This is a genomic window from Rhizobium sp. H4 (assembly GCF_003013335.1).
Taxonomy (GTDB): domain Bacteria; phylum Pseudomonadota; class Alphaproteobacteria; order Rhizobiales; family Rhizobiaceae; genus Rhizobium; species Rhizobium sophoriradicis.
In genome coordinates this window covers 68,272-93,759 of sequence record NZ_PSOW01000015.1, presented here as the reverse complement: position 1 = coordinate 93,759, position 25,488 = coordinate 68,272, and the positions used below count along the sequence as shown (strand labels likewise).

Here is a 25,488-nt window from a genome sequence, read left to right as displayed (position 1 = left end):
CACGGCTCTCATCAGTATCGGTCGATGCGGAACGGGCGCATGTCGACCGGCGGCTCAATGCCGGTCACCATATCGCTGATCAGCCGCGCTGTCGTCGGGGCATAGGTCAGGCCGAGATGGCCGTGGCCGGTCGCATAAAAAACACCCGGCATTTTCGACGACGGCGAAATGATTGGGATCGTATCGGGCAGCGCCGGGCGATGGCCCATCCAGTCCGTCGCCTCTTCGAGTTTCAGGCCGGGCAGCGCCCGCTGGGCGTGGCGCACCAGCACGCGCGGGCGGCGGAAGTCCGGCGCGGCGTCGAGACCGGCGAGTTCGACATTGCCGCCGACACGGATGCCGCCGGCCGTCGGCGTCACCATGAAGGCACGCGCCGGCCAGATCACCGAATAGCGCATCGATATGCCCGGCTTCATGATCTGGGTGTGATAGCCACGCTCGGTTTCGAGCGGGATCGGCTCGCCCAGTTTTTTGGCCAGGAATCGCGTGTGGACGCCGGCGGCGAGCACGACAGAATCGGCCTCGATGCGGCCGCCATTTTCCAAGAGGACGACGACGGCGCCATCGCCCTTGCGCTCGATGTTCCTGACGGCGCCGGAGACAAAGGCCGCGCCCGCGGCTTTGGCCGCCTCGGCCAGTTTGACCACCAGTCTATAGGGATCGCGGATCGACTTGTTGTCGGGCAGCAGCACGGCCTTGGCAATGACGGGCGAAAGAGCCGGCTCATAATATTGGATGGCGCCGTTGCTCAAGACTTCGAATTCGAGGCCGTAGCGCTGCATCATGGCGAGGTGGCTGCGGTCGGCGGCAAATTCCGCCTCGGTCTCGTAGATCGCCAGACACCCCTCCTCCGTCATCAGCTCGGAGGCGCCGATCGCCTGCAGCATCGCCCTGAAATCGCCGAGCGCGCGCTGCGACAGGCTCATGCCGGCATCTTCGATTTCCCTGAGGCGCGACGGGCGGCCGGCGGCAAGGAAACGCAGGAACCAGGGCAGCATTTTTGCTGCATAGGAGGGCCGCAACCAGACCGGGCCTTCGGGATCGAGTAGCCAGCCGGGCATTTTCTTCCAGGTCGAAGGGCCGGACCCAGCGGCAAAATCGAGGGCGATGCTCGCCATATTGCCGAAGGAAGTGCCGCGTCCCGGCTCGCCTTTGTCGACCAGCGTCACTTGGAGGCCACGTCGCTGCAGGTCGAAAGCAATGGAGGCGCCGATCACCCCCGCGCCGACGACAACAACCTTCTTCTTCGTCTCTTCAGCCATGCCATCAACCCAACCGCACGGCTGACAAGACCGCCGCTTCGCCAGCCTGATATATCAGAACGACGTTGATTGCCTATGAAATTTTTACTGGGTGGCGGGCAGGCCGGCGCCGACGCTGTCGCCGACCGAACCGACGGTATTGTCCACCGACTGGCCGAGACGTTTTAGCTGAGCGTCGTAATTGCGCCGGGTGCGCGGATCGAAGATGGCGATCGGCGTGCTGACAGCGACGCCGACGGCACTTCCGGCGGTCTGGGCAGCGCCCATCGCCACGGCGCCGACGGCCTCGCCGAGGCCGACATTGGAATCGGTGATTGTCTGGCCGGCGATCAGCCGGTCGCCGATCAGCTTCACCACTTCGGGGCTTTCGGCGAATTTGCCGTGGTTCAGCCTGTCGCCGCCCTTGAGCTTGGTGAGATCGAGCACGGTGATGCCGGCCGCTTCGAGCTTGCTGCGATAGGGCTCGGCCGAGGGATCGATCTGGCCGAGGCGATCGATATTGCCGGAGATGCGCCGCGACAAGGCGAGCGCCCGGTCGTCCTGCGAGACGAAGATGGTGAAATGCGGCCTGTCCTTGCCGAGGCTTGCGAACTGGCGGCCGAAGACGTCGACATCGAGATCCGGCGAGGCGAGGATGACATTGTTGATCTTGCCGGCGACGTGGCCGTTGCGGATCGCCATCTGCCTGAGTGCTTCGACGGTGAGCCAGGTGCCCATCGAATGCGCCATGATGGTGATGTCGCTGACGGCGGGATTGGCGGCGGTTCGCGTCAGCAGTTCTTCCAGTGCATCGCGGGAATAATTGGTGCTTTCCTTGTCGTAATTGTAATCGAAGATGCTGGCGCGCGAGGGCCAGGTGAAGACGACAGGTGCCACGTCGGCATGTGAATCATGGACGATCTGGGCGAAGCGGTAGACGGCATCCTCATAACGATTGTTGAAACCGTGCACGAAGACCAGCACGCGGCGGCTTTTCGGCATATGGGTCTTCAGCCAGGTCTCGCCCGCCCGCTCGCCTTCGAGCGGATCCACGGACACGGTGACGAAATCGCGTAAGGGATCGGCCGGCAGCCGCCTCGGCCATTGCACCTGGCCGACCTTGCGATTGGCATCCGGCGGAATGGAGACATCGACGGCATTGACCGTGAGCCCGGTGCCGCGTTCGCCGGAGAACAGCACGGCGGGATTGTCATCGGCAGCCCGCGTCGTCGCCACGAGCAGATCGACCTTCGAGGTGCCCGGCGGCACCGTGCCGGCCGCCTGCATGACGCCGACCGGCCTGCCGCCGCAGCCGGCGAGCACCAGCGCTGCAAGCAGAAGACCTGTCTGGGCCGCATGCGGGACGCGCCATCTGCCGATCATGATCAAACTCCAACCGGTGCGCGCACCGGACAGGGGCGCCCGTTCAAATAGTCCGTCGACGCCTGCCGAGTCAAACCGCGGGAAAACTTTGGGGGAAAAAGAAAAGAGCCTGGCGCGGGAGGAGGTGCGCCAGGCTCTTGATCCTGACTGGCAACTGGGAGGAGGAGTGTTGTCAGTCCGATGTAAGAGCGCTGGGAGGAGGAGTGCGCTGCTTACGAAGATAGTGATAGCCCATTCATTTGATCGGGAATAGCGAAAATACCGCAATGCAGCAATGCATCCAGTGCAATGCTTGCCCTCGAAATGACAGATCAACGCCTCATTTTGCGGCATGCTTGACCAGGTGGTCAAAATATTGCCGGAAAATGTGGCCTCGTTGATCGCCGACGGGCGCCCCTCATCCGGCTGCCGCCACCTTCTCCCCGCTCGCGGGGAGAAGGGGATATGCCGCGACCTCTCCGTTCCCCACCAACCTCTCGCAGGGCACGTCCCTCTCCCCGTAAAACGGGGAGAGGGTTAGGGTGAGGGGCAAGCCAAGCGCACTCTCATCGGCTGCCGTCGTCCCCTCACGCCGCATTGAATAGCTTCCGGCCTTCGGCATCCAGTGCCGAAAACTCCTCATCCGACAGCGTGATGTCGACGGCCGCGACATTTTCTTCCAGATGCTTGACCTTGGACGTGCCGGGGATCGGCAGCATGACAGGACTGCGCTTCAGCACCCAGGCGAGCGCGATCTGGCTGGGGGCCGCATTATGCTTCCTGGCGATCGTATCGAGCAGCGAACCGGGCTTGGCGAGATCGCCAGCGGCGAGCGGATACCAGGGGATGAAGCCGATATCGTGCTTGGCGCAATAATCGAGCACGTCCTCGCTGGTGCGATCGACGAGATTATAGCGGTTCTGGACGGTGGCGACCTTGAAGTGCTTCGAGGCAGCCTCGATATCGGCGACGGAGACCTCGCTCAAGCCGGCATGGCGGATGAGGCCGGCGTCGAGCAGCGATTTGATCGCATCGAACTGTTCCCTGGCTGGCAATTTCGGATCGATGCGGTGAAGCTGCCAGAGATCGATGCGCTCGACCCCGAGATTGCGCAGGCTTTTATGCGCCTGCTGGATCAGATATTCGGGACGGCCCACCGGCAGCCAAATGTCGGGGCCGTGTCGGGTCAGACCGCCCTTGGTGGCGACGACGGACTTGCCGCCATAGGGATGCAGCGCCTCCTTGATCAGCCATTCGGAGACATCGGGACCGTAGGAATCGGCCGTATCGATGAAATTGACGCCAAGCTCCGGCAGGCGCTTCAGCGTGCGGATGGATTCGGCGTGATCTTCGGGCTCACCCCAGATGCCCTTGCCGGTGACGCGCATGGCGCCGAAACCGAGACGATTGACCTCGATCTCCCCGCCGATCCTGAAGGTGCCTGACTTGGCTGCGTTGTAACTGGCCATGATCTTTCCTCTCTTGGTCAATGAAAATGGTTTGAAGTCTGCGGGACGGCGGAACCCTGCCGAGCCCCCGGTGGCATCGGCTGGAAGCGGCTTTCGAAGCGCGACTGTCCGCCCTGCCCTTGGCGCTGGCAAGATAGTGGTGAGCTGCCCGCCGCCGCCGCATCGGCAATGCGGGCGCCGCGACGCTTGAGATATAGGATGGTGCCACTGACATAACAGGGAGGACGCCGGAAACATGGCGTCAAAGCCATGCCGGCGCCCCTATGTTAACGACTGCCGTTCAGGCGCCCGTTTCGCCGGAAAAGGCGGCGAGTTCCATTTCGGTGTCGCTATCGCGGTATCGCAGGCGCTCGCGGGAAAGCTCCAGCGGCTTGCGGCGGGAAATCCGGTAGACGGAGGCCGGCGGCAGGTTGCGCACCGTGCCGCCGATGCGCACGGCCTTGAGGCCGAGCCGGTCGAGGATCGGCCGCGGCACCGGACAGCGCGGGCCATAGGTGAACTGATAGACCGCCCCGCCCGGCCGCATATAGGTGAAGGCGCCGGCAAGGATCGAGGCGATCTTGCGCGGCGACATCGACAGAAGCGGCAGACCGCTGATGACGGCGCCGACCGGTTCGTCCTTGAAAATATCGGCGTGGGCAAGGTGGGCGGCATCCATCTGCAAGACGCGCGCGGCCGGGAAACGCGCCTGCAGCGCGTTGATAAATTCAGGCCCATACTCGATCAGGGTGAGATCCGCCTCGCTGACGCCGCGGGCGAGCAGCGCCCGGGTGAACACGCCGGTGCCCGGGCCGAGCTCGATGATCGGCCCATCAAGTGCGGCAATTTCGCTGGTCATGATCCTGGCCAGCGAATCGCCCGACGGCGCGATGGCGGCCACCCGAAGCGGATTGCTGACCCAGGAGCGGAAAAAATGCAGGAAGTCGGAGCATGCAGCCTTTGCGGTCATGACTGTTCCACCTGTCTGAAATTCAATTGAGTATCAATGCGACCATCGCGGCCAGCATGGCAATTCCAAGGCAGAGGCGTCAATCGCCTGTGTGAGCCGGCGTTTGCGACGATTTTTTTAATCGGCGTCCGGTCTGGTTTGCGCATCCATGGCTTTTTGCCATCAATGACATGGCGGGTGCTCGCGCGAATGGCTGGCGCCGTTCCGGCCACCGTCCACATGGAAAGGGCGGCCCGGAAGCCGCCCCTCAGCCCGATCGCGAAGCCTCAATAGTTGCAGCTGGAGCTGCTTGTCGGGTTGAAGCCGAGCTTGCAACCCATGTTCAGCGGCTTCTTCGGGTTCATCATGTAGGGTGAAGCCATGGTATTAGGGCCGCGCTCGCCGATGGAACCAGTGGTGCGCCGGTCGCGCTGCACCTGGGTTTCTTCCTGGGCAACCGGCTGCTTGACCGCGCCCTGCTCCGTCGCACTCGACTGGAGGGGAGCCGCTTCGGCCGAGAACGAGGAAAGGCCGAACATTGCGCCGAGGGCCGCCGCCGCCAGGCCGCTCTTGAATGTCATGATCATGATCGTCTCCTTGGGAGGATTTCAGGGAATTTACGCCGAGGAGTTAGGAAGCGGATCTGTCACATACTACCGCACCGCAACAGGAGTCACGAACATGTGAGCGGCGCCCCGAGCGAAAGAGGACGGCTCGTCGCCGCCTCTTTCCTTTGCCGGCTCAATAACCGTTATCGCAGGGCATGCTGCCGGGACCGATCGATCCGGAAAACGTAGGGTTGCACTTTGTCGGAGCCGCCGGCCTGTTGACGGGCTGGTGAGTGATCGCGCCGGTCGTGGATTTACCCTGCGAAGATGCCTTTACGACCGGCGGGGTTCCGCGACCACGCGCGACTTCCAAAACTCGTGATTGCAGGCGATCCGGCGTGACCTCTCGCGAAAAATTGTGAAAAGTCGCAATCCGGCGAAAGGCGCCGACAGCGCCGGCGAGGAAACACGAATTCTCTGTTCTCAATTCGCGTATAATGTGCGGTAGCCTTGGCCGGAGAGGCAGGCGACATATTGCCGATGGGCGGCGGCGCGAGCAATCGTTTCGGCTTCCAACGCATCGGCCTGCGCATATCCGGTCAGCTGCGCGCGCAGCTCATACTGGCGCTTCGCCTCGTCATACATGGCATTGCCGTCGGTCATGCAGAGACCGTGTGCAACGGCCGGCGGATTGACCGGCACGCCGACGGCCAGCAGCACCGGGTCGTTGGCATGATCGACGCAGCCGGAAAGAACCGCCATCATCGCCGCCGCGCCCAGAGCCCGAAAAATTCCCATCGCCATGCATTCCTCCGGCCGAAAGCGCGCCAAACATCATCACGCTCGCGAGTACACCAGCAAGGTTGCGCGAAACTAGGCATGCCAACGGCAGGCAACTGCTCGGCGAGCCCATGGTTTGATATTGCGGGCCTATGAGGATTTCCCCACCAGAATCTATATAGCACTGCGGAATCCCGAAGCGGGGGAATTTCGGGATCCCGAAGTGGCGGTTTTTTCTTCCTGCCGACTCGCCCGCGTTTTTCGGCGGCAAGCTTGCGGTCGATCTCCGACCACTTCCGGCACCTCTCCGCCGTGCATCGCCGCCAATCCTGCGTGGGCGGCGCGCCCTCATGGTCACCGACAAACGTCAGCGTGAAGATGTTCGGATGCGCGACACCGTTGCCCGCCCGGCCGCGGCGAACCTTGATAAGGCCCTTATATTCCAGCTCGTCGAGGGCATCGGCCACATATTCGCCGGTGACGCCGTAAGAAACGAACTGCGGATGGGTCACGACGAGCCTGCCATTTGCCAGGGCGGCGTGCGCGGTGTGCTCGATGATGATGCGGAAGAAGGCGCGGCTGGCATTCGCGCTCAGTGATGTGAACGCCGGCGATTCCAGCAGCTGGATCGTCAACCATTGCCAGCGAAGGCTGCCGTCGCCGCCGCTCGGCGGGTTGGTATATTTGCGCACCAGCGACCGCGTCTTGCCGGCACTGGTGCGGCTCTTGTCACGAGGGTTGAATTCCGCCATCAGACCATCACCTCGGCTGCCGGCACGCCCTCGCAATTGACGGCAGAGGAACTCGTTTTTTCACGCCTACTGAGGGGAAGACGGGCCAACTCGCCCACATCGCCAATCACAACAATATTCTTCGACATTCAACATTCCATGGTTGCAACGGCTGGCAATCTAGCGTAAGAACGTTTCATGAACTAGGAAAATAATCTTAGTCGCTTAGATGTCACCTGATCCCGTTAGACGGTGATGGGTAGTTGCACACGGTTGGAGGCCACGATGCGAAAGTTCGGCATGAGGGAGAAGGGCGCGATGATCTATGCCAGCGGCTGTTGGTACTGGTTTCAATCTTGCTGGGAAGCGCCCCCCAGACTTTTGCCTGCGATCAGCCGATCGTGATTTCCAACTGGTCGCTCTGTGCGACCGGCAATGTTAGCGCTGAGGGCGGCGACGCTGATTGGAAAGTCGTTCCTGCGTGGACTCGCCAGAAAGCCATAAGCGCGTATTTCGGAAACGAGCCGCGGCTCTTGGCAAACCACGGCCTTGCAACGAAAAATTCCAGCGAGTCGTAACCTGCCTGCCCGGGTTGGCAAATGGGCAATCCGGATGAGTGCTCTTATCTGATCTGCAGTGGCTATTACTCATCCGCGTTCGGGAAGAGAGAAAGGGAAGCCTTTGAGAGAGACTTCCCGGCCGAGCAATAGTTTTTCGCTTCGCTGCCATGGGGAGAGGATGGAGCGACCGTCGCGGCAAACTTAATTTCATCCGTCTGTATTCCTGAACACGACAACGAATCCAGCGTAACGCTCAGCGGTGTCGAAATCGTCGGCATGTCTGGTCAGCTCAATGGTTGTGAAGCTCAAAACGCTGCAATGACCTTGGCTTCGGCCGCCATGAAGTCGCAGAACAACTTTACGCGCAAGGGCACCGTGCGCCCGAAGGCGTGCAGAGCATTGAACGGTAGCTTGGGCAGGGCGATTTCGGGTGCGAGATCAAGCAAGACGCCATCATTCAACTCTCGGGCGACCAAACATCTCAGCAGATAGGCCGCACCAAGGCCGCTCCGCGCGGCGTAGATCAATGCCCGTCCAGAATCGCAGTTGACGCGCCCAGAGGGAATGAATGTTCTTCCATCGGCCAAACGCAAGGGCGATACCATGCCACCGGACATAAATCGGGCGAACGGAACGCCTGTAAGGGCCTCGGCGGATCCCGCCGTCCCCCAACTCCTCAGGAATGGCGAGGATGCCACCACTATCATTGGCAGATCTGCCAGGTGACGGACAATGAGATCGCCACCTGTGGGATCTCCAACACGCAAAACCACGTCATAGTCTTCCCTGATCAAATCGACAAAACGGTCCGTCAAACCGATATCGAGGTGTAGGTCCGGATTGGCAGCCGCAAAGCGATCAAACAGGCCAGGGAGCAGTAAGGGCGCCAGTTCCCCGGGCATGCTGATGCGCAACCGTCCAGACGGCGCAGCCTGAGACCGGATCGCATCGTCGCTGGAATCGAGTTCCCGCAGAAGCGGCGCCACACGTTGGAAAAAAAGCTGACCATCCTGGGTAAGGGTGAGTGCACGGGTAGTGCGGAAAAAAAGGCGTGTTCCGATTTTCTTTTCCAACCGAGCAACGCTTTTGGAAACTGCCGATGGAGTCGTGTACAAATCGCGGGCTGCAGCGCTGAACGATCCGGCCTCTACGGTCCGCACAAACGCCATTAATCCCGACGTCTCACCCAATAGGTTTGGCATTTGCATCTCCCCGGCACAGCTCATGTGCCCAACGCTGATCTAATGGCGCAAGGCACTCCTGTTTATCTCAGTCTCACCAGACAACGGAGATAAACAATGCAACATCTGAAAGACAAGGTTGCCGTGATTACCGGCGGGAACAGCGGTATCGGCAAGGCGACTGCGCGCCTGTTTGCACAGGAAGGCGCGCAGGTCCTTATCACAGGTCGGCGACAGAACGTCGTTGACCAGGTGGTGGACGAAATTGGAAACGGCGTCATTGGCGTCGTTGGCGACGTTGCCGACCTTGAACACCATCAAAGGCTTGCAGAGATAGTGAAGAGGCGGTTTGGCAGCTTGGACATCTACATGGCCAATGCCGGGATCATCAACCTTACCGCTTCCAGGACCGTCACACCGGAAAACTATGATAGGCACTTCGCCACCAATACGCGGGGTGTGTTTTTTGGCGTGCAAGCGATGGAGCCGCTGATCCGCGATGGTGGCAATATCATTGTCACTAGCTCACTGGCTGCCACGAAAGTTCTGCCGGATCATACCATTTATGCCGGCTCCAAGGCCGCCATCGCCGCATTTGCAAAGAACTGGGCGATCGAGTTCAAGCCCCGAAAGATCCGCGTTAACATCTTGAGCCCGGGACCGGTAGATACCGCAATCCTCGGCAAGCTTGGAGTTTCCGATGCCGATCGCCCGGCCCTCGAACGCCATTTGGCTACCATCATCCCTGCTGGCCGTCTCGGACAGCCCGAGGAACTGGCCCGCGCCGCCCTCTTTCTCGCCTCCGAGGCTGGTAGCTTCGTCAATGGCGTAGAGTTGCATGTCGACGGCGGTATGACCTTGGCTTGAAAGGAGTGAGAGATGCATGTGCGACGTAGTCCCCGAAACGGCTGCGTCGGCTGGCGGTGAATGGCGCATTGCCGGCGAGACGGTGCTTCCATGGCCGATTTCGCCACGGCCAAGGTTACTCCAATCAGGGGAGGTATGGCGCCAGTTCTGCCGAAGCGGTCGAAGACTGGTCAAGCGCAGGGAGGCAAGGCAAATTCGACCACGACTGCCAGGGTTTGCCCACCGTTCACTGTCCAACTCGACCATCGATTGCCTCTCTAACCACCAACACTGTTGATCGGACACTTTGATGCAGCGTTGGACTCCCGTCGCCGAACCCCTGGTACGATCAGGAGCGAAGTCCAATGGCCAGCGTAGCCTCTCTTGAACAGGAAATTCCCTCGAATATTTGTGATATTTCCTCGATATAAGAAACGTGCGAATATCTGGAAGCACTGCGGAATCGCTCGCGACAATGGGGGATATATGCGTAGTAGGACTGATAAGGCCGGCCGCTACAGGCGGACGTACGTTCATGCGGCGATTATTACGGACATCGCACATAAGCAGCCCCACCCAAAGAACGTGTATCCATGAGCTTGCCTTCCCCCAGCGATCCTTCCGAAAGTTTGCCAGCTGAGACAATCGAGGCGCATCGGCACGAGACGCTGGAGGTTAACCGGAAGCCTGCGAACGAGATGTCGCGCGTTCTCAGAACCGCGCCGGTCCATCTAGCGGCAGACCCGTCCGGCGGTGCAATCGCCCATTGGCATCACGACGCTTTGCATGACGTCGTCGAGCCTATGACCGATCACGTCATCATGGCTTACAACGGCGCGATACAGCGCATGGAACGGCGGTCCGGAAGATCGATCGAGAGCGGAACGTTTCGTCGCGGGGTCGTGATCATCATCCCGTCTGGGTCAAGCTCCCGCTGGGATATTCCAAAACCGGTAGATGTCGTGCAGCTCTATCTTCCCCACGCGACACTGAAGCGCATTGCCGACGAAACCGACTCTTTCACGCCGACCGACCTCCTGGAGCGAACGGCGCATCCGGACCACATTACGTCCCGATTGCTCCTAAGTGCAGCCGATGTCTTAGAAGGCAATACGGCACTGGATACATTGTTCAGGCAGCAGTTGACTGATCTTCTCGCCACGCGCCTGCTGGCTGCGCACACTGGCAGGGCGCCGAGCTACCAGCCGGCGGTCGGCGGCCTCGCGCCCAACGTTCTGCGCCGGGCCATCGAACGATTACGGTCGGACGCTGACGCGGACGTCTCTCTTGCGGCCCTCGCTGCCGATTCCGGGCTGTCTCGTTTTCATTTCTGTCGGGCTTTCAAGGAAAGCACGGGCCTTTCACCTCACAACTGGCTGCGTCAATATCGGCTTGAGCAGGCCATGAACATGCTACGTGACCCTCAACTTTCAATCGCGTTAATCGCAGCTTCCCTCGGGTACGCCTCGCAAACTGCATTTGCAGCCGCGTTCCGCAAATTGACCGGTGAAACACCGACGGATTGGCGCCGCCGCCACGGCTGACCGCGATCTCCCTTCGCCCTCGCCTCGGATTTCGAGACTCTCATTCTTCGCGTGCACGTCATCGGCTCGAGTACACGACCATGCCGCGCGATCGCGTTGGCTAGGCGTCGGTCGCGGCGTCACTTGACTGTGCCTTGCCACAGCCATGGCCGCGTTTCGAGAGCTGACGTGTGCAACGCTGGACGATGAACCGCGACGCATCCGCTAAACCGCAATCGCTCTGCAATGGCGCCAATCGCTCTGGCGCAGCGGGAGAGTTGTTCCGCTAAACCATCATTGCGCCCATGCCAATGGATCCTGCGGAAACAGAGGATGGGTGTGGGATACCGCAATCGGACCGATGAGGGGTCAATCGCAACGAAGCGACCCAAGGCGGTTTGCATGTACCCAATTTCAGCAACGATCCGTTCGAATCGATGACGGGCAACGAAACAATTATTCTACAAAGGATCTGCACAATGACCTCCATTACAACCAGCGACGGTGTTCAACTTTTCTACAAGGACTGGGGACCGAAGTCCGCTCAACCGATCGTCTTTCACCACGGCTGGCCACTCAGCTCCGACGATTGGGATAATCAGATGCTCTTCTTCCTGGGCAAGGGCTTTCGCGTGATCGCTCATGATCGCCGCGGTCATGGCCGGTCTAGCCAGGTGAGCGACGGTCACGACATGGACCACTATGCCTCCGACGTTGCCGCAATGATCGACCACCTCAATCTTCGCAACGCGATCCACGTTGGACACTCTACCGGCGGCGGTGAAGCCGCGCGGTATGTCGCACGCTACGGTAAGGGCCGCGTTGCCAAACTGATCCTGATTGCGGCGGTGCCGCCATTGATGCTGAAGACCGCCGCTAACCCCGGCGGCTTACCGATCGAGGCATTCGATGGATTGCGCAGCCAACTGGCCGCGAACCGTTCGCAGTTCTATCGCGATTTCCCGAGTGGCCCGTTCTATGGTTACAACCGTCCAGGGTCAGAGCCTTCGCAGGCGGTCATTTCAAACTGGTGGCGTCAGGGCATGATGGGCGGTGCGAAAGCGCATTACGATGGCATCAAGGCATTCTCAGAAACAGATTTCACCGAGGACCTGAAGAGCATCACAGTGCCGGCGCTGGTATTGCATGGCGATGACGACCAGATCGTCCCGATCGGCGCATCAGCTCCATTGTCGGCGAAGCTCCTGCAGGCCGGGACGCTGAAAATCTATGAGAATCTGCCGCATGGGCTGTGCACGACCCACGCAGATGTCATCAATGCCGATGTGCTGGCGTTCATCGCCGGCTGAGCGACATCGCGTCACCTCCCCGCGCGCCATCGATTACCGAACATCTCCCCGCCCATCAGGAGCGGCAACGGTGACGCGCGGCCCTTGGAAACCACAAATTACGGAGTGGATAATATGAGACTTGTAATAGTAGGCGCCGGCTTCGCTGGCATGTACGCCGCGCTTTCCGCAGCCCGCTTGCGCGATATCGAAGGCGTTTCGCCCGAAGAGCTCGAAATCGCAGTGGTGTCACCGGAACCGACGCTCGTCATCCGCCCCCGGCTTTACGAGCCTCAGCCTGAGACGCTGACGGCACCTCTGCAGGCTGTATTTGACGCGATCGATGTCGCCTATGTGCAGGGCAGCGTCGAAAAGATTGACCCGAAAGCCTGCACCATCGACGTCATCAATGCCAAGCACGAACGAAAGCTCCTTCAGTATCATCGCCTGGTGATTGCCACCGGCAGCAGGCTGTTCCGCCCGAATATTCCTGGCCTTGCCGAATACGCCTTCAGCATCGATAACATTGATGATGCTATCGCCCTCGATCGCCATCTCCACGAGCTTGCGAAGATGCCGGATTCGGCCGCGCGTGACACCATCGTTGTTGCCGGCGCCAGCTTTACAGGAATCGAGGCGGCGACCGAAATGCCATCGCGGCTCAGGACCGTGTTCGACAAACCCGTTCATCCTCGCATCATTATCATCGATCGCAGCAGTGCGGTCGCCCCAGATATGGGCGAAGGTCCTCGCCCGGTCATTGAGGAAGCACTGCGCAAGCTCGGCGTGGAAACGCGGCTCAACGCCGGGGTTTCATCGCTGGATAAGTCAGGTGTGACGTTGAGTTCCGGCGAGCATATCGAAACCATGACCGTGATCTGGGCGGCAGGCATGCGCGCCAATCCGCTGACCACCAAAATCCCCGCCGAGCGCGACAAATTCGACCGGCTGCTGGTCGACGGCTGCCTGCGTGTGCCCTCCGTGCCTGGCGTCTTCGCCACCGGGGATGCCGCGCGTGCCGCTTGCGACAACTGCGGCAACTACGCAATGATGTCATGCCAGCACGCCACCCGCATGGGCGCATTCGCGGGTAACAATGCCGCCGCCGAACTGTTGGGCGTACCGACACGACAATACCACCAGGAGGCCTATGTCACTTGCTTGGACCTCGGCGATGCCGGAGCAATTTTCACCCGAGGCTGGGACCGTAAGGTGGAATTGGTCGGAGAGAAAGCGAAGGCGGCCAAGCAGGAGATCAACACCGTCTGGATCTATCCGCCGCAGGCTGAGCGCGCAGCTGCGTTGGCCTCCGCTGATCCGGAGCGTGTAACGAAGCTCTGAATGCATCACACAACACGAGCTGCTTATGGCACGAGCGCAGCTCGTTATATTCCGATCTACCTCGTAACACGCCCCATCGCATAGATGCCCTCTGTCGGTCATGAGAGCGCGCTTGATCGCTAAGCAAGGTCGCGTCCGCGCTGCCGAAACGAGCCATTCGGAAAACAGTTCGTTTAATTGTCGGTTCACGGTCCGCGCTTGCCGCGGTCGTCACTGGTTAGTCAAAGCGCAATGCCGCTCCATTCGGGCACCATCAACTTCGGCGGGATCGCGCGCCTCTTCTATGGCTGAACCCTCTTCAATATCCGTCTTGAATTTCGCTTCACACCTATTCGGGTCAATGCTTGTCTTCAGCTTCCGGCTTTATGAATAGGGCATCGGTGGAGCAGGATTTTATGGGCGACGAGCTAGATCGATCGACATCGGTGCGTCGTTACTTACGGCAGCATATTGGTTTCTCATCGGTGCCGGCACGAAAGCAAGGCTTTCGGCAGGCATGGCCAGAGAAAGCCCTCTCACTTTGCATTGATCATGAATCAAGTCTACGATCTCGTTCCTGGCCGGCGTTCGAAGGGCAACATTGTCGACGCGGAATTGCAACTCGACTTCGATGGCGATTGCGTCGATGGCTTTTAGGGCGACGACCGGCGGTGGATTCTTGGTGATCAGGACGCCGGATTGTAGCACCGACCGCATGACTTCTTCGACAAGGCGGGGTGTTTGCGTTGCGGCGATGCGCACACGCACCGCGATTTGGTGGGTCTCATCAGGACGGCTGAGATTTGTCACTCCCTGCTTTGCTAGGATGCTGTTGGTAGCACGACGACATTGTGCGTAACGGTCAGCAGGTTGGTGGAGCGCCAGTTGGTTTCGATGATGCGCCCTTCGGTTCCGTCGGTCAATTGTATCCAGTCGCCTATTGCATAGGCTCTGCCGAGCGTCAGCGCGACGCCGGAAAATACGTCTCCGAGTGTATTCTGCATCGCAAGGCCGAAGATGACGGCTATGACGCCCGAGGTTGTGACCAACGTGCCGACCGGCATGCCGAAGACGAAACCGATAACGGACAGCGCCACTCCGAGATAGATGACGGCTATGGCCATATCCAAGATGAGACGCGCTTCGCGTGGCTTGCGGTTCAATCTAAAGTAGATTTGGATGAAACCGATGATCGCCCAGGCGAGATGAGTCCACCACAGGATCCTGGCTGACTTGGAAAGCAGCGCACCAAAGCCCTGCGTATAAAGACTGTCTGGCCGATGCGGCGTGATCCCCGCCAAATATAGAACGAGGCTCATGCCAGTAAAGAACAGGATCTGGACGAGCAGTCGGCTCGTCGGGCGGTTGCCGCCCTGGATGTGCCAAACGACGATGCCGGCAGCACCCAGAAGGTTGACCAGAAGAAGCGGCACGAAATTGTCGTCACCAAACATGGCAGATCACCGATTATGGTTGCATCAAAGAACGGCCGGGCAGCAGCACTGCGGCCCGGCCTGATAGATTATTTCTTGATCGGGTAGATCAATTCCTGCTCAGCGGTATCGACCACGAAGACAGCGAGCAGCTTTGCCGGCTGAGTCTTGCTGGCGTTTTCACTTAGACCGTGGCGATCGCCTGGCAATTCCGAAAAGCTTTCACCCACCTTATAAACCGCGATGGGACCGTCATTAACCTGACTGCGGATCGCGCCTTCGAGAACGGTAGCGTAAATGAAGGAGGACATTGGATGCGTGTGGCCTTCCGAGAACCCGCCCGGAGCATATTCGACGAGCACGCCTTTCATGCTCTTACCGGGAACGTTCGGCAATTCATGGTCATAGACCACCGTGATCTTCGCGCCCTCGCCGCCATTCAGCGCATCATGTGCAAGAGCCGCACTCGATAGGAGAACCGTCAACGCAACGGCAAAATGCAATGACTTGATCATGTCTATCGTCCTTTCGTGAGTAGGCACCGGCCGCCTCGCTGACGGCCTGTGTGCTCGTTATTTTCTCGGTGTTGTGGCAAACCAGTCATCGAAACGGATGCGGCCGATGCGAGGATGATTGTCGGAGACGAGTGACCCGTCCTCCAACTTGGTCCCGAAATAGAGGGCCTGCGGATCTGCGACAACTTTGCGAGTATCTCCTATCGCCTTGAGGTAGCGCGCGGCGAAATCGCACAGCCGCGCTCGCTCGGGGCCGCAGATTTCGATAATGCCGTTGGCTGGCACGGCAAGGGCAGCGTCAGCTACGAAATCAGCTACGTCGTCAGACGCGATCGGCTGCAGGAAACCCGTCGACAAGCGGGCGGTATCCCCGACTGTGCCTTCTTGGGCGATTCCGCCGAGAAACTCCATGAACTGTGTCGACCGGACGATTGTATAAGGGATGCGGGCTTCCCGAATAATCTTTTCCTGGGCGTCCTTGGCTCGAAGATAGCCGCTATCCGGCAATCGATCGGTGCCGACGATGGAAAGCGCAATATGGTGTTTCACGCCCGCATCCATTTCCGCGGCCATCAGGTTCCTGCCCGCCGTCTGAAAGAATTCGAGCACGGCTTTATCCTCAAACGAGGGCGAGTTCGCGAGGTCAATCACCACCTCTGTATTCTCAAGTACTTCCGCTAAGCCCTCGCCGGTTAGGGTGTTAACACCGGTTTTGGGGGCAGCGGCAATGACCTCATGCCCCTTCTTTCGTAGGCGGTCGGCAGTTTTGGAACCGATCAATCCCGTTCCGCCAATGATCACGATTTTCATAAGTACCTCCATATGCAGCTTCCCAACCAAATGGGGTGCATCGTTCGATAGTGATTAGGGGGAAGGCCGAACCGGTTATAACCTTCAAGGGCACACGTGCCGGCTCGGCCCCAACTCAAGTGGCGTTAGTAATCCCAGGCAATCGGTACCCAACGAAAGGCGTCACCTTCGACGGCGACGTGGCCGGTGGACGGGAATGGCATATGCGTGGCCACCAGCAGTTCGCCAGTCGCTGCCAGCTCCTTCAAGAGCCGAACCCGAACGCGTGCAGCCTCCTCCGGATCGTGTTCGAAACCGTTGTGCCAGTCGGGGTGGTCGAAGCCGACCGTGAACACGGCGTCACCGGCGAACATCAATCGGTCGCTGCCGGACGTCAGACGCACGATACTGTGGCCGGGGGTATGGCCGCCGGTGCGGGTAACGACCACTCCCGGCGCTACCTCATATTCCTCATCGAACAGGCGCAAATTACCGTGATATTCTTCCGCGAACCGCTTGGCGGCAGCCCGAAGCGCGTCCGGGAATCCTGCCGGCATGTGCACACGAGAGAAATCGGGCGCCTCCCAGAATTTGACCTCGGCGGCGGCCACGTGAATCCGTAGATCCGGACGCAACTGCTCCTTCACTCCGCCAACGATCAACCCGCCAACGTGGTCCATGTGCATATGGGTCAACACAATATCGGTCACCGAACCAAGATCAATGCCGGCGGCCTCCAGTCGCCTGACCAACTGCCCGGCCTTCGGCAAGTTCAAGTCGGGATCCAACCCTAGTCCAGCATCGATGAGTATGGTCTGAGCGCCGCTGCGCACCACAACTACGTTCAGCGCCCAGTCGCAAGCGTCCTTCGACAGGAACATGTCGCCCAGCCAGGTTTCCCGGTCGGCCGGGGCGGCATTGTGTCCCAACATTTCGGTTGGAAGCGGTAGCACTCCATCGCTAACCACCAAGACATCAATCTCGCCGATCCGCAGCGCGTAGCGTGACGGAACCAGTTCTTCGGTTCCCAACCTGCCCGTTTGGGAGGTGTTGTCCAGTTTAATGTTTGCCTTCTGAGAGTTCTTGATCATCTGGTTCATCTTTCAAAACTCCTGCGTTCTATCTTGGTGCTAAATTCTGGGTGGCTTACCCTTCCTGGCTAGACTGGAAGCACGCTCGCCGGTGAAGTCTAAGGCTATTGGCGACACACCCACTGCTGGCGTGTCCTCTGATGTTCTATCGAAGCTGATTTGCGGCTGCGCCAGAACGATTGCTGCCGCTGTAGAGCGATTGCTGCCAACCATGCGCATTCGGCAAGTGTCCAAAGTTTCGGCGGTCACTTGAATGCGGCCGATGTGATTCATCTGGATGCTGGAGCGCCTCGACCGGCGGATATCCTGGCGATATCGGCTCAATGATGGCAGAAGGCTGGTCCCCAGCTTACGATCGATCGTGGATCCATCAGACGTTATTGAAGCAACCCGAATCTTCGATGAGCGGTGTTGGTGGTGACCGCACGGGTGAGGAATTCTACGCGCAATGGATTTAGTCTGTGACCATGTTCCCTTGTGAAGGAACGTGGGACACGGAATTGCAGAAAGCGCCTGCGACGGTGCATCGTGGAAAAGACCGGAGGGAAGCTAGTTGGAAATCCTCCTGCAACCTCCCCCTAACGCGCCGCATAGCTATTTTTCATTCACTTTCACGACGCAATTTTGCCGCCGCAGCAAAGTTGCCCACTACTTGGATCGGCTGTCTTGAGCGCCGTTCTCCAAGCTCTGCGCCACCGTCAGGTAGTAGTTGCGGGCGGTCGCATTCATCTGACGTCCACCGAGTTCCCGGAGCGCCCGGATCTTGATCATCATTGCAGCGCCGTTCTGTGGCTCAAGGGCAATAACATAATCAGCCTGTTCCGCCGCCCACTGGAATTCGCCGTCCGAAAGCGACGCCTGAGCATGCTCCATCATCTTCGCTGGACCGCCAGCCATCGCCACCAGCTTTGCTGCCCGTTCCTTGTCGGTCAGCGGGAAGATATGTGTCGGGTTGCCGTCAAACCAGCCGGCGTTTTGTGAATAGATCCCACGCACCGCCCAGGCGACAGTACCGTAATATTCCTGCAGGTATGGATGTTGCCGCAACTCGGCGGGCAGGTTTATCTCCTGAACCAACTCGTCGGGGGTCTTGCCCTTGCTAATTCCTTCCATCGTCTTGTCGTAGACGAACTTGATACCGTCCCGGTAGGACGTGAGCGCGTCCTTCGCTTCGTCTGCGCCGCTGATCGTGCCCATATGGCCAGGCACGATGAAGTCAGCGTTGAGCGCAATCAGCTTGTCCAGGCTGGCGATCCATTTTTCCACGGGACGCGTCGGAAGACCTCTCAGCGGCGCTATGTTGGGAAAGGTCTTCAAAAACACGTCGCCCGCGATCAAGACCTTACGATCCGGCAGCCAGACAGAGACGTTCTCGTCGGCCTCGCCAGGCGTGAGGATCAGTTGCATCGGCACGCCCGCGATCGTCAGGCTTTCTTCCTCGCCGTCGAAGGTCTGGGTGGGCGGCAAAAACCCCTCGCGGGTATGAGGCGTCACCCTGCCGTATTCCAACTGCGTGCCGGCGTTGACGAACTGATCGTCAGGCAGAGCGATACCAAACGCATCGCCACCGTCACGACGTCCTCGACCTATGTCCGGCTTGGCCGTGACCAGAAGCTTGTGGCTATAGATTCGAGGCTTGTCACCGCCTGCGAATACTGTTGCACCCCCTGTGTGGTCGGGATGATTGTGGGTATAGATGATCGCATGCACAGGGTGGGTCATCCGATCACCGAAGGCTTCAACGATCGCCTTGGCATCGACCGGATTGGCCGAAGTATCGACAATGATCGAGCCACCTTCGGCCTGAATCAAGGTGACATTGCTGGCGGAGTAGCCGATCGCGGCGTAGACGCCCTCGGAAACTTTCTCGACGCGTTTGCGAAATTCCTGCGAGTGCGCCCTCAGTCTGTCTCGACCTGAGAAATCGTCGGCAGCGAAAGCCGGAGCCGTCATCCCGAGTGTTGTTGCGATAGCCATGACGACTCCTACTTTGCGTTTCAATGAGCCTGACATCTTACCCCTATCTCCAAAATGGCCAGCGGCGAGCATTCGGCCGCTCTAGGTGAGGGCGAAAAGTAAGATGCTCATTTACAAAACGGTAGCCAGCGATTTGACAAGCCGCCTCTCACCAGCGATAGGCACCTTATGGATTACAACGCTGTCAGCATGTTCATCGCGGTCACGCAGACGGGCAGTCTTTCTGCTGCCGCCACGCGAATGGGAGTTCCGCTTCCGACCTTGAGTCGCAAAATCGCGGAACTCGAGAGTCACCTGAAAGTGCAGCTTCTGGAGCGCACCGCCCGTGGCTGTCGAGTGACGGACGCCGGATCGCGATTGTTCGAGCACGCCAGCGGCGGGATAGAGGCGCTGCAGGAGGCCGAGCGCTTGATTGTGAGTGCGCAGGCGCGACTGGTCGGACGCCTTCGCCTGTCGCTACCGCAATCCTTCGAACCCTGGTGGGAGCTACTAGGCCTGTTCCAACGCGCCCATCCGGACATTCAGATCAGCGTCTATTCGACGGAAAGACGTGTTGATCTCTTGTCGGACGGGGTCGATGTCGCGCTACGGGTTGGCGCGATCGCCGACGATGCGGTTGTCGCCCGACATATGCTCACGTTCCGGCATGTCCTTGTCGCCAGCCCCAGACTGGTCGAACGGCATGGCAGATTGAACCAGCCGGCCGATCTCAGCCGATATCCCTGCGCCGCATGGGGGTCCGCCCTCGACGCCCGCCCCGTCTGGATGCTTGGCGGTCATGCGAACCAAGTCTCAGCCACTTTCACGGTGAACGACTATCTTCACTTGAGGGCAAGGGCCGTTGCGGGGGACATTGCGACGGAATTGCCCTCGTTCCTCGCCGCGGAACCTCTAGAAAAGGGCGAGCTCCTAGAATTGCTGCCCAAGCATCCTTTCCCGGACACTGCTTTGCACCTCGTCTACAGGCGCCAACGGCATCCATCCACGATTGTTCGGGCTTATCTCGACTTCTGCTCGGCGCATCTCTCGATCATCGAGGACAGTTGCAGGGTTCCGTCGGACGAGGAGTAGTTCCAATAGCGGTTGCACCGCGATCCCGGAGAAGGGCTTGAACCCCGATGGAGCCCCGACGCTTAGCCGGAAAGGCAACATAGTGGCCAAAAAGGCAAATTAGCGTGGCAAGCGACAATGAATGGAAATGGCGCACCCGAAGAGATTCGAACTCCTGACCCCCAGATTCGTAGTCTGGTGCTCTATCCAGCTGAGCTACGGGTGCGTGGCGGAAGCGGCGGTGCCGCTTGCGTGGGCGATCCTCTAAAGGGTCCTTTCGGACAATGCAAGAGCATTTCTGAAAAAATCGCGCGTTTGCCTGTTTGCGGCCGCGGTGGGCGAAATTCCCTCACTTCTCGCTGTGCGTCCGGTTGCGGTAATCGTCCAGCGAAACCGGGCGATCGGGGATTTCGATGCGGAACTGGGTGCCGACCGTCGGTTTTTCCACAAGCGCGATGGTGCCGCCATGGGCGAGCACCAGCTCGCGGGCAATGGTGAGACCGAGGCCGGTGCCGCCGGAGCGGGCCGAACCGCGGAAGGCGGCAAAGAGGTTCTGGCGCGCCTTCAACGGCATGCCGGGACCGGTATCGTCCACCGTGATGCTGACGACACTGCCGACGCGCTGGGCGGAGACGGTGATGCGCCTGACGGCGCCCGGGCCGCCCTCACCCGGCGCGGTCAGCGCCTGCAGTGCGTTGCGGCAGAGGTTGTGAATGACCCTGAAAAGCTGTTCGCCATCGGCATCGACCTCGAGATCGGCAGCGAACTGTTCGATGAATTCGATGCCGCTTTGCGGGTCGATCGCCAGCATGTCCCTGACATCCTGGGTCAGTTCCAGCAGCCGGACATGGCGGCGGCGCGGCGCCGATTCGCTCGCCTTGCCGTAGGACAGCACCTCGGTGGTATAACCGACCGCCCGGTCGATGGTGCGCAGCAGCTTCGGCGCGAAGCTCTTGACCATCGGATCATCGACATCGACCAGCCGGTCCGACATCAGCTGGGCGGAAGCCAGGATATTGCGCATGTCGTGGTTGATCTTGGAAACGGCAAGGCCGAGGGCCGCGAGGTTCTTCTGCTGCTTCAGCGTCTTCTGCAGCTCCATCTGCATCGAGGTCAGATTGCGGCCGGCGACCGCCAGCTCGTCGCGGCCGCCGTCACCGATATAGACATGGGCGGGGTTTTCGGGGTCGGAGGAGAATTGCTGCATGCTGCCGGTCAGCCGGCGAATCGGGCCGATGAGGAGGCGGTTGATCGCAAAGAAGATCAGCGTCGCCGTGAACAGCGAGATCAGCACCGACAGCAGCAGCACATTGCGCGAATAGGCGAACATCGCCGTGCGCAGCGGCCGGTCCTTCATCACCACTTCGACGCCGACCTGGGTGTCGCCGACGGGGCCGTAGACGCGGATTATCCTGCCGCCGCCGAAAATCAGCGTGTCGAGCGCGTCGCGAATCGCCGTCAGCGGCGGCACGTCGGTCAGATCGTAGGATTCGTCGACCGAGGTCGGCATGTCCGTTGTCGCCAGGAGCCGCGAGGTGCCTTCCTTGCGCAGCACGATCGCCTTGGTGCCGGTCGCCTCCAGCGTCTCCTTCTGCAGCGCCCGCGGCAGCTCGATCGGCTGCAGCCCATCGATGACGATGGCGGCGGCGGCGGCGGTGTTCAGCCTGTCCTGCAGCCAGCGCATGCGCATGCTGGCAACCGAGGGAAAGAAGATCAGGATTTCGGCGAGCATGATGAAGACGACGGTGAGCCAGAGCAGCTTGCCGGACAATCCGCCGAACATGCCGGCAGACGGGCACCGCCCCTTGGCGGCCTCGCCGGCCGCCGGGATGTCTGCCGAAGGATCGTTGCCCTGGTCTCGAACCGGCATTTGAGTCTCGCCCGATTAGCGGCATGCGGCCGCCCTATCGCTAGTTAGAGCATGATGTCGTCCGAAAACCGCTTACACTTTTCGGCATCATGCTCTGGAGCCTTATATTAGACCAACAGGCTCCGCTTTCAAATCTTTGCGATCAGCGTCACGTCGTCACAAAGAAGCGCCCGGCCGGGAGGAGGAAGGCCCCTCCCCAACCCCTCCCCACAAGGGGGAGGGACTAATTTGCGGCGCCCGCGCGCCAAATATCAGCCTTTCCGCGGATGAGAAGATGAAGTGGGAAGCGCCGGTGCGACAGGTTAAGCCCCTCCCCCTTGTGGGGAGGGGTTTGGGGCGGGGTCTTTGCCGGCACGAACCGGGCAGAAAAACAAACGCCGCCCGAAGGCGGCGCTCGACGATGCGTGATCCGGTGGAGATCAGAACTCTTCCCAGCTCTGTTCGGCAGGGGCGGCACTGCCGCCGCCGAAGGCGCGGGCGACCTTGGCGATCGCCCGGCGGGCGGGGGAGGCGACCGGCTGCCGGTGCGGCTCGTTGCGGACAAGCGCCACGGGTGCTGCCCCATCCGACAGCTTGAAGCGGGCGATGAGGTGCACCAGCCCGTTGGCTTCGGCCGAAAGCCTGTGGGTGGCGGCGGAGGTTTCCTCCACCATCGCCGCGTTCTGCTGCGTCACCTGATCCATCTGGTTGACGGCGGTGTTGACCTCCTTGAGGCCGGTCGACTGCTCGACCGCGGCGGTGGCGATCGAATGGATATGATCGTTGATGGCGATGACGCGGGTGCCGATTTCGGAAAGCGCCTCGCCGGTCGCCTGGACGAGCTTCACCCCGACCTGCACCTCGTCGCCCGACTTGGTAATCAGCGCCTTGATGTCCTTGGCGGCCGTTGCCGAGCGCTGGGCAAGTTCGCGCACTTCTTGGGCGACCACGGCAAAACCCTTGCCGGCCTCACCGGCGCGGGCCGCTTCAACTCCGGCATTCAGTGCCAATAGATTGGTCTGGAAGGCGATCTCGTCGATGACGTTGATGATCTGGCTGATCTCGCGCGAGGCCTGCTCGATGCGGCCCATGGCCTCGACGGCATTGCGTACGACGACGCCGGAGCGGCCGGCATTTTCCTTGGCTTCCGACACCATGACGGTGGCTTCATGCGCCCGCTCGGTGGAATTCTGGACGACGGCGGTGATTTGATCGAGCGCCGCCGAGGTCTGCTCGAGGGCGGCCGCCTGCTGTTCGGTGCGCTTCGACAGGTCGTCGCTGGCATTACGCAGCTCGGCGGTGTTGCCGTTCATCGCTTCCGTCGTCTGGCGCACTTCGCGCATCGTCGCCTGCAGCGTCACGAAGCTGTTGTTGACATTCTGCTGCAGCTCGGCGAAGGCGCCTTGGAAGTTGCCGTTCATCGTCTGGGTGAGGTCGCCTTCGGCAAGGCTTGCGATGACCCGGCGGGTCTCGCCGATGCCGGCATCAACGCTCGACAGCAGCGTGTTGATGTTGCCGGCGAACCGGTTGAGGTTCTCGTCCTGATAATCCTTGTCGATGCGGTGGCTGAAATCGCCGGCCGCAGCCGCGGCGACGACGACGGACATGCTCGACTGAAGATCGTCGCTCTCGGCACGCATTGCCGCTTCCTGGGCGTTCAGACGCTTGATGGCCAGGCCGTTCTGCTTGAACACCGCGACGGCGGCGGCCATCTCGCCGATTTCGTCCTTGCGGCCGGCAAAGGGAACCTCCGCGTCGAAATTGCCGTCGGCGACTTCCTTGATCGCATGGGTGACGCGCTTGATCGGACGGCTGAGATGGCTGGTGCCGATATAAAAGCCCATGCCGACGCCGACCGCGATGCCGATGCCGGTGATGCCGAGGACGAGCATCAGGACCCAGGAACGGAAGCTCTCGATCTCATCACTGACGGCCTGAAGCGCTGCCTTGTCGGTGGCGACCACCACGTCGATCTCGGCCTGGAATGCCTTGCGGTTGGCGCGATTCGCCTCGTTGTTGCCCTGGGCGCTGGCGGCCTCGGGGCCGACCTCGGTGCCCAGCCGTGCCGTTTCCGTGCGGAAGGTGCGGAATTCGGCGGCGCGCGCGACCAGCTTGGCGAAACTGTCCTTTTCGTCCTCGGGCACCAGCGGCGCCCAGCCGGCGATGACCTTGTCGATTTCATCGAGGCCAGCCATCAGGCCCTTGGCAAAGTTCGGCGTATCCTTGATCGACTTGGCCGCGTAAATACCGCGCGATTCCATGACGACGGCCGTGACGAAACGGTTGAGACGTTCGCCGGCATAGGCGCGGGCGGCGGCGTGCTCGTAAGCCGTGAGATTGCGGCTGTATTCACGCATGGCGGATAATGCCGTTGCGCCGATCAGAAGCGCCACCGCGCCCATCACGCAAACCAGCAGATTAATTTTCCCGCGGATCTTCAATGCAATGCCTCCTAGCTACACCACAGCTTGGAAAGCAGTTCCCCCAGCCGATACGCTGAATATCGGCGAAATTGATTAAAGTTAGATTTCCAGTATTTACGATTATGCGCAGGAATTATTGCCGATCCAGCCATCCCCTTCGGCTTCAAATTATTGAAACATAGGGTTTTTTTTGTTGATTTTGGGGCGAAGTACAACCTTTCGGAGCGTCGCGGATTTATTAACACCACAATGCGAAAACCGCAGTCGGCGGCGCCCGCGCAAGTGAAATTATCGGCTATAATTGACTTTGCCGGGCTTCATCCGTATAAGCCGCCGCACGTCCGGTCATTCAAGCCTTTCATGGGCCGCCCGTTCGAAAAACAACGCTCCTTGCATCATGCAAATTCAAGAAGGGCCGCACTCCGCGGTGTTTAAATAAATGAAGCGTACCTACCAACCATCCAAGCTTGTTCGCAAGCGTCGCCACGGCTTCCGTGCGCGCATGTCCACGAAGGGTGGCCGCAAGGTCATCGCTGCCCGCCGCGCGCAGGGCCGCAAGCGTCTTTCGGCTTAAGGCCGGGTT

Annotated in this window: 20 protein-coding genes, 1 tRNA gene and 3 pseudogenes; 6 read left to right on the top strand and 18 right to left on the bottom strand. The window is 60.2% G+C overall.

Annotated features, from left to right (window positions below; all coding sequences use genetic code 11):
• Positions 1 to 11: 11 nt before the first annotated feature.
• The 10 genes and pseudogenes from C4N04_RS22500 to C4N04_RS22450 form a co-directional block, all read right to left on the bottom strand.
• Positions 12 to 1,262 (bottom strand): FAD-dependent oxidoreductase, encoded by a 1,251-nt coding sequence (locus tag C4N04_RS22500; protein WP_106797056.1) that lies wholly within the window; start codon positions 1,260 to 1,262, stop codon positions 12 to 14.
• A gap of 84 nt (positions 1,263 to 1,346) precedes the next feature.
• Positions 1,347 to 2,624 (bottom strand): alpha/beta hydrolase, encoded by a 1,278-nt coding sequence (locus tag C4N04_RS22495; protein ID WP_096762973.1) that lies wholly within the window; start codon positions 2,622 to 2,624, stop codon positions 1,347 to 1,349.
• Positions 2,625 to 3,190: 566 nt separating this feature from the next.
• Positions 3,191 to 4,072 (bottom strand): aldo/keto reductase, encoded by an 882-nt coding sequence (locus tag C4N04_RS22485; RefSeq protein ID WP_096762974.1) that lies wholly within the window; start codon positions 4,070 to 4,072, stop codon positions 3,191 to 3,193.
• 280 nt (positions 4,073 to 4,352) lie between these two features.
• Positions 4,353 to 5,021: a methyltransferase domain-containing protein gene (locus C4N04_RS22480; protein ID WP_096762975.1), complete on the bottom strand. Its 669-nt coding sequence runs from the start codon at positions 5,019 to 5,021 to the stop codon at positions 4,353 to 4,355.
• Between the two features lie 266 nt (positions 5,022 to 5,287).
• Positions 5,288 to 5,587, bottom strand: a complete 300-nt coding sequence (locus C4N04_RS22475; RefSeq protein ID WP_096762976.1) for a hypothetical protein — start codon at positions 5,585 to 5,587, stop codon at positions 5,288 to 5,290.
• 154 nt (positions 5,588 to 5,741) lie between these two features.
• Positions 5,742 to 5,855 (bottom strand): annotated as a pseudogene (locus C4N04_RS32245) (cell surface protein); the annotation flags it as partial.
• A gap of 176 nt (positions 5,856 to 6,031) precedes the next feature.
• Positions 6,032 to 6,352, bottom strand: coding sequence for a hypothetical protein (locus C4N04_RS22465; RefSeq protein WP_096762977.1), 321 nt, complete (start codon positions 6,350 to 6,352; stop codon positions 6,032 to 6,034).
• A gap of 167 nt (positions 6,353 to 6,519) precedes the next feature.
• Positions 6,520 to 7,080, bottom strand: a pseudogene (locus C4N04_RS32240) (hypothetical protein); the annotation flags it as partial.
• Positions 7,080 to 7,208 carry a hypothetical protein gene (locus C4N04_RS32515; RefSeq protein ID WP_280950814.1) on the bottom strand — a complete coding sequence of 43 codons (129 nt, stop codon included), beginning with the start codon at positions 7,206 to 7,208 and terminating at the stop codon, positions 7,080 to 7,082. The gene C4N04_RS32515 and the pseudogene C4N04_RS32240, both read right to left, overlap by 1 nt.
• Before the next feature lie 716 nt (positions 7,209 to 7,924).
• Positions 7,925 to 8,821 carry a LysR family transcriptional regulator gene (locus C4N04_RS22450; RefSeq protein WP_096762979.1) on the bottom strand — a complete coding sequence of 299 codons (897 nt, stop codon included), beginning with the start codon at positions 8,819 to 8,821 and terminating at the stop codon, positions 7,925 to 7,927.
• A gap of 96 nt (positions 8,822 to 8,917) precedes the next feature.
• Here C4N04_RS22450 and C4N04_RS22445 point away from each other — a divergent pair, with 96 nt between their 5' ends.
• The 4 genes from C4N04_RS22445 to C4N04_RS22425 all read left to right on the top strand — a co-directional run bounded on the left by C4N04_RS22445 (position 8,918) and on the right by C4N04_RS22425 (position 13,799).
• Positions 8,918 to 9,667 (top strand): glucose 1-dehydrogenase, encoded by a 750-nt coding sequence (locus C4N04_RS22445; RefSeq protein ID WP_096762980.1) that lies wholly within the window; start codon positions 8,918 to 8,920, stop codon positions 9,665 to 9,667.
• Positions 9,668 to 10,239: 572 nt separating this feature from the next.
• On the top strand, positions 10,240 to 11,190 hold the full coding sequence (locus C4N04_RS22440) for an AraC family transcriptional regulator (protein ID WP_096762981.1): 951 nt from the start codon (positions 10,240 to 10,242) through the stop codon (positions 11,188 to 11,190).
• Between the two features lie 458 nt (positions 11,191 to 11,648).
• Positions 11,649 to 12,479 carry an alpha/beta hydrolase gene (locus C4N04_RS22430; protein ID WP_096763102.1) on the top strand — a complete coding sequence of 277 codons (831 nt, stop codon included), beginning with the start codon at positions 11,649 to 11,651 and terminating at the stop codon, positions 12,477 to 12,479.
• A gap of 114 nt (positions 12,480 to 12,593) precedes the next feature.
• The gene (locus C4N04_RS22425) at positions 12,594 to 13,799 is read left to right on the top strand and encodes an NAD(P)/FAD-dependent oxidoreductase (RefSeq protein WP_096762982.1); all 1,206 of its coding nucleotides are present in this window, start codon (positions 12,594 to 12,596) and stop codon (positions 13,797 to 13,799) included.
• Positions 13,800 to 14,192: 393 nt separating this feature from the next.
• On the opposite strand, the pseudogene C4N04_RS22420 reads toward C4N04_RS22425, so the two are convergent.
• The 5 genes and pseudogenes from C4N04_RS22420 to C4N04_RS22395 all read right to left on the bottom strand — a co-directional run bounded on the left by C4N04_RS22420 (position 14,193) and on the right by C4N04_RS22395 (position 19,583).
• Positions 14,193 to 15,232 (bottom strand): annotated as a pseudogene (locus tag C4N04_RS22420) (mechanosensitive ion channel family protein).
• A 68-nt stretch (positions 15,233 to 15,300) separates the two neighbouring features.
• The gene (locus C4N04_RS22415; protein ID WP_096762984.1) at positions 15,301 to 15,726 is read right to left on the bottom strand and encodes a cupin domain-containing protein; all 426 of its coding nucleotides are present in this window, start codon (positions 15,724 to 15,726) and stop codon (positions 15,301 to 15,303) included.
• A gap of 57 nt (positions 15,727 to 15,783) precedes the next feature.
• Positions 15,784 to 16,536 (bottom strand): SDR family oxidoreductase, encoded by a 753-nt coding sequence (locus C4N04_RS22410; protein ID WP_096763103.1) that lies wholly within the window; start codon positions 16,534 to 16,536, stop codon positions 15,784 to 15,786.
• A gap of 125 nt (positions 16,537 to 16,661) precedes the next feature.
• On the bottom strand, positions 16,662 to 17,615 hold the full coding sequence (locus C4N04_RS22405) for an MBL fold metallo-hydrolase (RefSeq protein WP_096762985.1): 954 nt from the start codon (positions 17,613 to 17,615) through the stop codon (positions 16,662 to 16,664).
• Between the two features lie 639 nt (positions 17,616 to 18,254).
• Entirely contained in the window at positions 18,255 to 19,583 is a 1,329-nt protein-coding gene (locus C4N04_RS22395) for an alkyl/aryl-sulfatase (protein WP_245425649.1), read from the bottom strand.
• A 168-nt stretch (positions 19,584 to 19,751) separates the two neighbouring features.
• Between C4N04_RS22395 and C4N04_RS22390 the strand changes: the two genes are divergently transcribed.
• A complete protein-coding gene (locus C4N04_RS22390) occupies positions 19,752 to 20,654 on the top strand; it encodes a LysR family transcriptional regulator (RefSeq protein WP_106797053.1) in 903 nt (300 codons plus the stop codon).
• A 128-nt stretch (positions 20,655 to 20,782) separates the two neighbouring features.
• On the opposite strand, the gene C4N04_RS22385 is transcribed toward C4N04_RS22390, so the two are convergent.
• From C4N04_RS22385 to C4N04_RS22375, 3 genes are all read right to left on the bottom strand, one after another.
• Positions 20,783 to 20,859, bottom strand: a tRNA-Arg gene (locus C4N04_RS22385).
• Between the two features lie 123 nt (positions 20,860 to 20,982).
• Complete coding sequence (locus C4N04_RS22380; RefSeq protein WP_106797052.1) at positions 20,983 to 22,503, bottom strand: HAMP domain-containing sensor histidine kinase; 1,521 nt, start codon at positions 22,501 to 22,503, stop codon at positions 20,983 to 20,985.
• A 419-nt stretch (positions 22,504 to 22,922) separates the two neighbouring features.
• Entirely contained in the window at positions 22,923 to 24,923 is a 2,001-nt protein-coding gene (locus C4N04_RS22375) for a methyl-accepting chemotaxis protein (RefSeq protein WP_106797051.1), read from the bottom strand.
• A 421-nt stretch (positions 24,924 to 25,344) separates the two neighbouring features.
• Between C4N04_RS22375 and rpmH the strand changes: the two genes are divergently transcribed.
• Entirely contained in the window at positions 25,345 to 25,479 is a 135-nt protein-coding gene (gene rpmH / locus C4N04_RS22370) for a 50S ribosomal protein L34 (protein WP_008524438.1), read from the top strand.
• The last annotated feature ends 9 nt before the right edge of the window (positions 25,480 to 25,488 follow it).

What these genes read in the sequence shown, in the direction of transcription:
- C4N04_RS22500 (WP_106797056.1), bottom strand. Translation starts at nt 1,262, where the DNA reads ATGGCTGAAGAGACGAAGAAGAAGGTTGTTGTCGTCGGCGCGGGGGTG.
- C4N04_RS22495 (WP_096762973.1), bottom strand. Translation starts at nt 2,624, where the DNA reads ATGATCGGCAGATGGCGCGTCCCGCATGCGGCCCAGACAGGTCTTCTG.
- C4N04_RS22485 (WP_096762974.1), bottom strand. Translation starts at nt 4,072, where the DNA reads ATGGCCAGTTACAACGCAGCCAAGTCAGGCACCTTCAGGATCGGCGGG.
- C4N04_RS22480 (WP_096762975.1), bottom strand. Translation starts at nt 5,021, where the DNA reads ATGACCGCAAAGGCTGCATGCTCCGACTTCCTGCATTTTTTCCGCTCC.
- C4N04_RS22475 (WP_096762976.1), bottom strand. Translation starts at nt 5,587, where the DNA reads ATGATCATGACATTCAAGAGCGGCCTGGCGGCGGCGGCCCTCGGCGCA.
- C4N04_RS22465 (WP_096762977.1), bottom strand. Translation starts at nt 6,352, where the DNA reads ATGGCGATGGGAATTTTTCGGGCTCTGGGCGCGGCGGCGATGATGGCG.
- C4N04_RS32515 (WP_280950814.1), bottom strand. Translation starts at nt 7,208, where the DNA reads ATGTCGAAGAATATTGTTGTGATTGGCGATGTGGGCGAGTTGGCCCGT.
- C4N04_RS22450 (WP_096762979.1), bottom strand. Translation starts at nt 8,821, where the DNA reads ATGCCAAACCTATTGGGTGAGACGTCGGGATTAATGGCGTTTGTGCGG.
- C4N04_RS22445 (WP_096762980.1), top strand. Translation starts at nt 8,918, where the DNA reads ATGCAACATCTGAAAGACAAGGTTGCCGTGATTACCGGCGGGAACAGC.
- C4N04_RS22440 (WP_096762981.1), top strand. Translation starts at nt 10,240, where the DNA reads ATGAGCTTGCCTTCCCCCAGCGATCCTTCCGAAAGTTTGCCAGCTGAG.
- C4N04_RS22430 (WP_096763102.1), top strand. Translation starts at nt 11,649, where the DNA reads ATGACCTCCATTACAACCAGCGACGGTGTTCAACTTTTCTACAAGGAC.
- C4N04_RS22425 (WP_096762982.1), top strand. Translation starts at nt 12,594, where the DNA reads ATGAGACTTGTAATAGTAGGCGCCGGCTTCGCTGGCATGTACGCCGCG.
- C4N04_RS22415 (WP_096762984.1), bottom strand. Translation starts at nt 15,726, where the DNA reads ATGATCAAGTCATTGCATTTTGCCGTTGCGTTGACGGTTCTCCTATCG.
- C4N04_RS22410 (WP_096763103.1), bottom strand. Translation starts at nt 16,536, where the DNA reads ATGAAAATCGTGATCATTGGCGGAACGGGATTGATCGGTTCCAAAACT.
- C4N04_RS22405 (WP_096762985.1), bottom strand. Translation starts at nt 17,615, where the DNA reads ATGAACCAGATGATCAAGAACTCTCAGAAGGCAAACATTAAACTGGAC.
- C4N04_RS22395 (WP_245425649.1), bottom strand. Translation starts at nt 19,583, where the DNA reads ATGGCTATCGCAACAACACTCGGGATGACGGCTCCGGCTTTCGCTGCC.
- C4N04_RS22390 (WP_106797053.1), top strand. Translation starts at nt 19,752, where the DNA reads ATGGATTACAACGCTGTCAGCATGTTCATCGCGGTCACGCAGACGGGC.
- C4N04_RS22380 (WP_106797052.1), bottom strand. Translation starts at nt 22,503, where the DNA reads ATGCCGGTTCGAGACCAGGGCAACGATCCTTCGGCAGACATCCCGGCG.
- rpmH (WP_008524438.1), top strand. Translation starts at nt 25,345, where the DNA reads ATGAAGCGTACCTACCAACCATCCAAGCTTGTTCGCAAGCGTCGCCAC.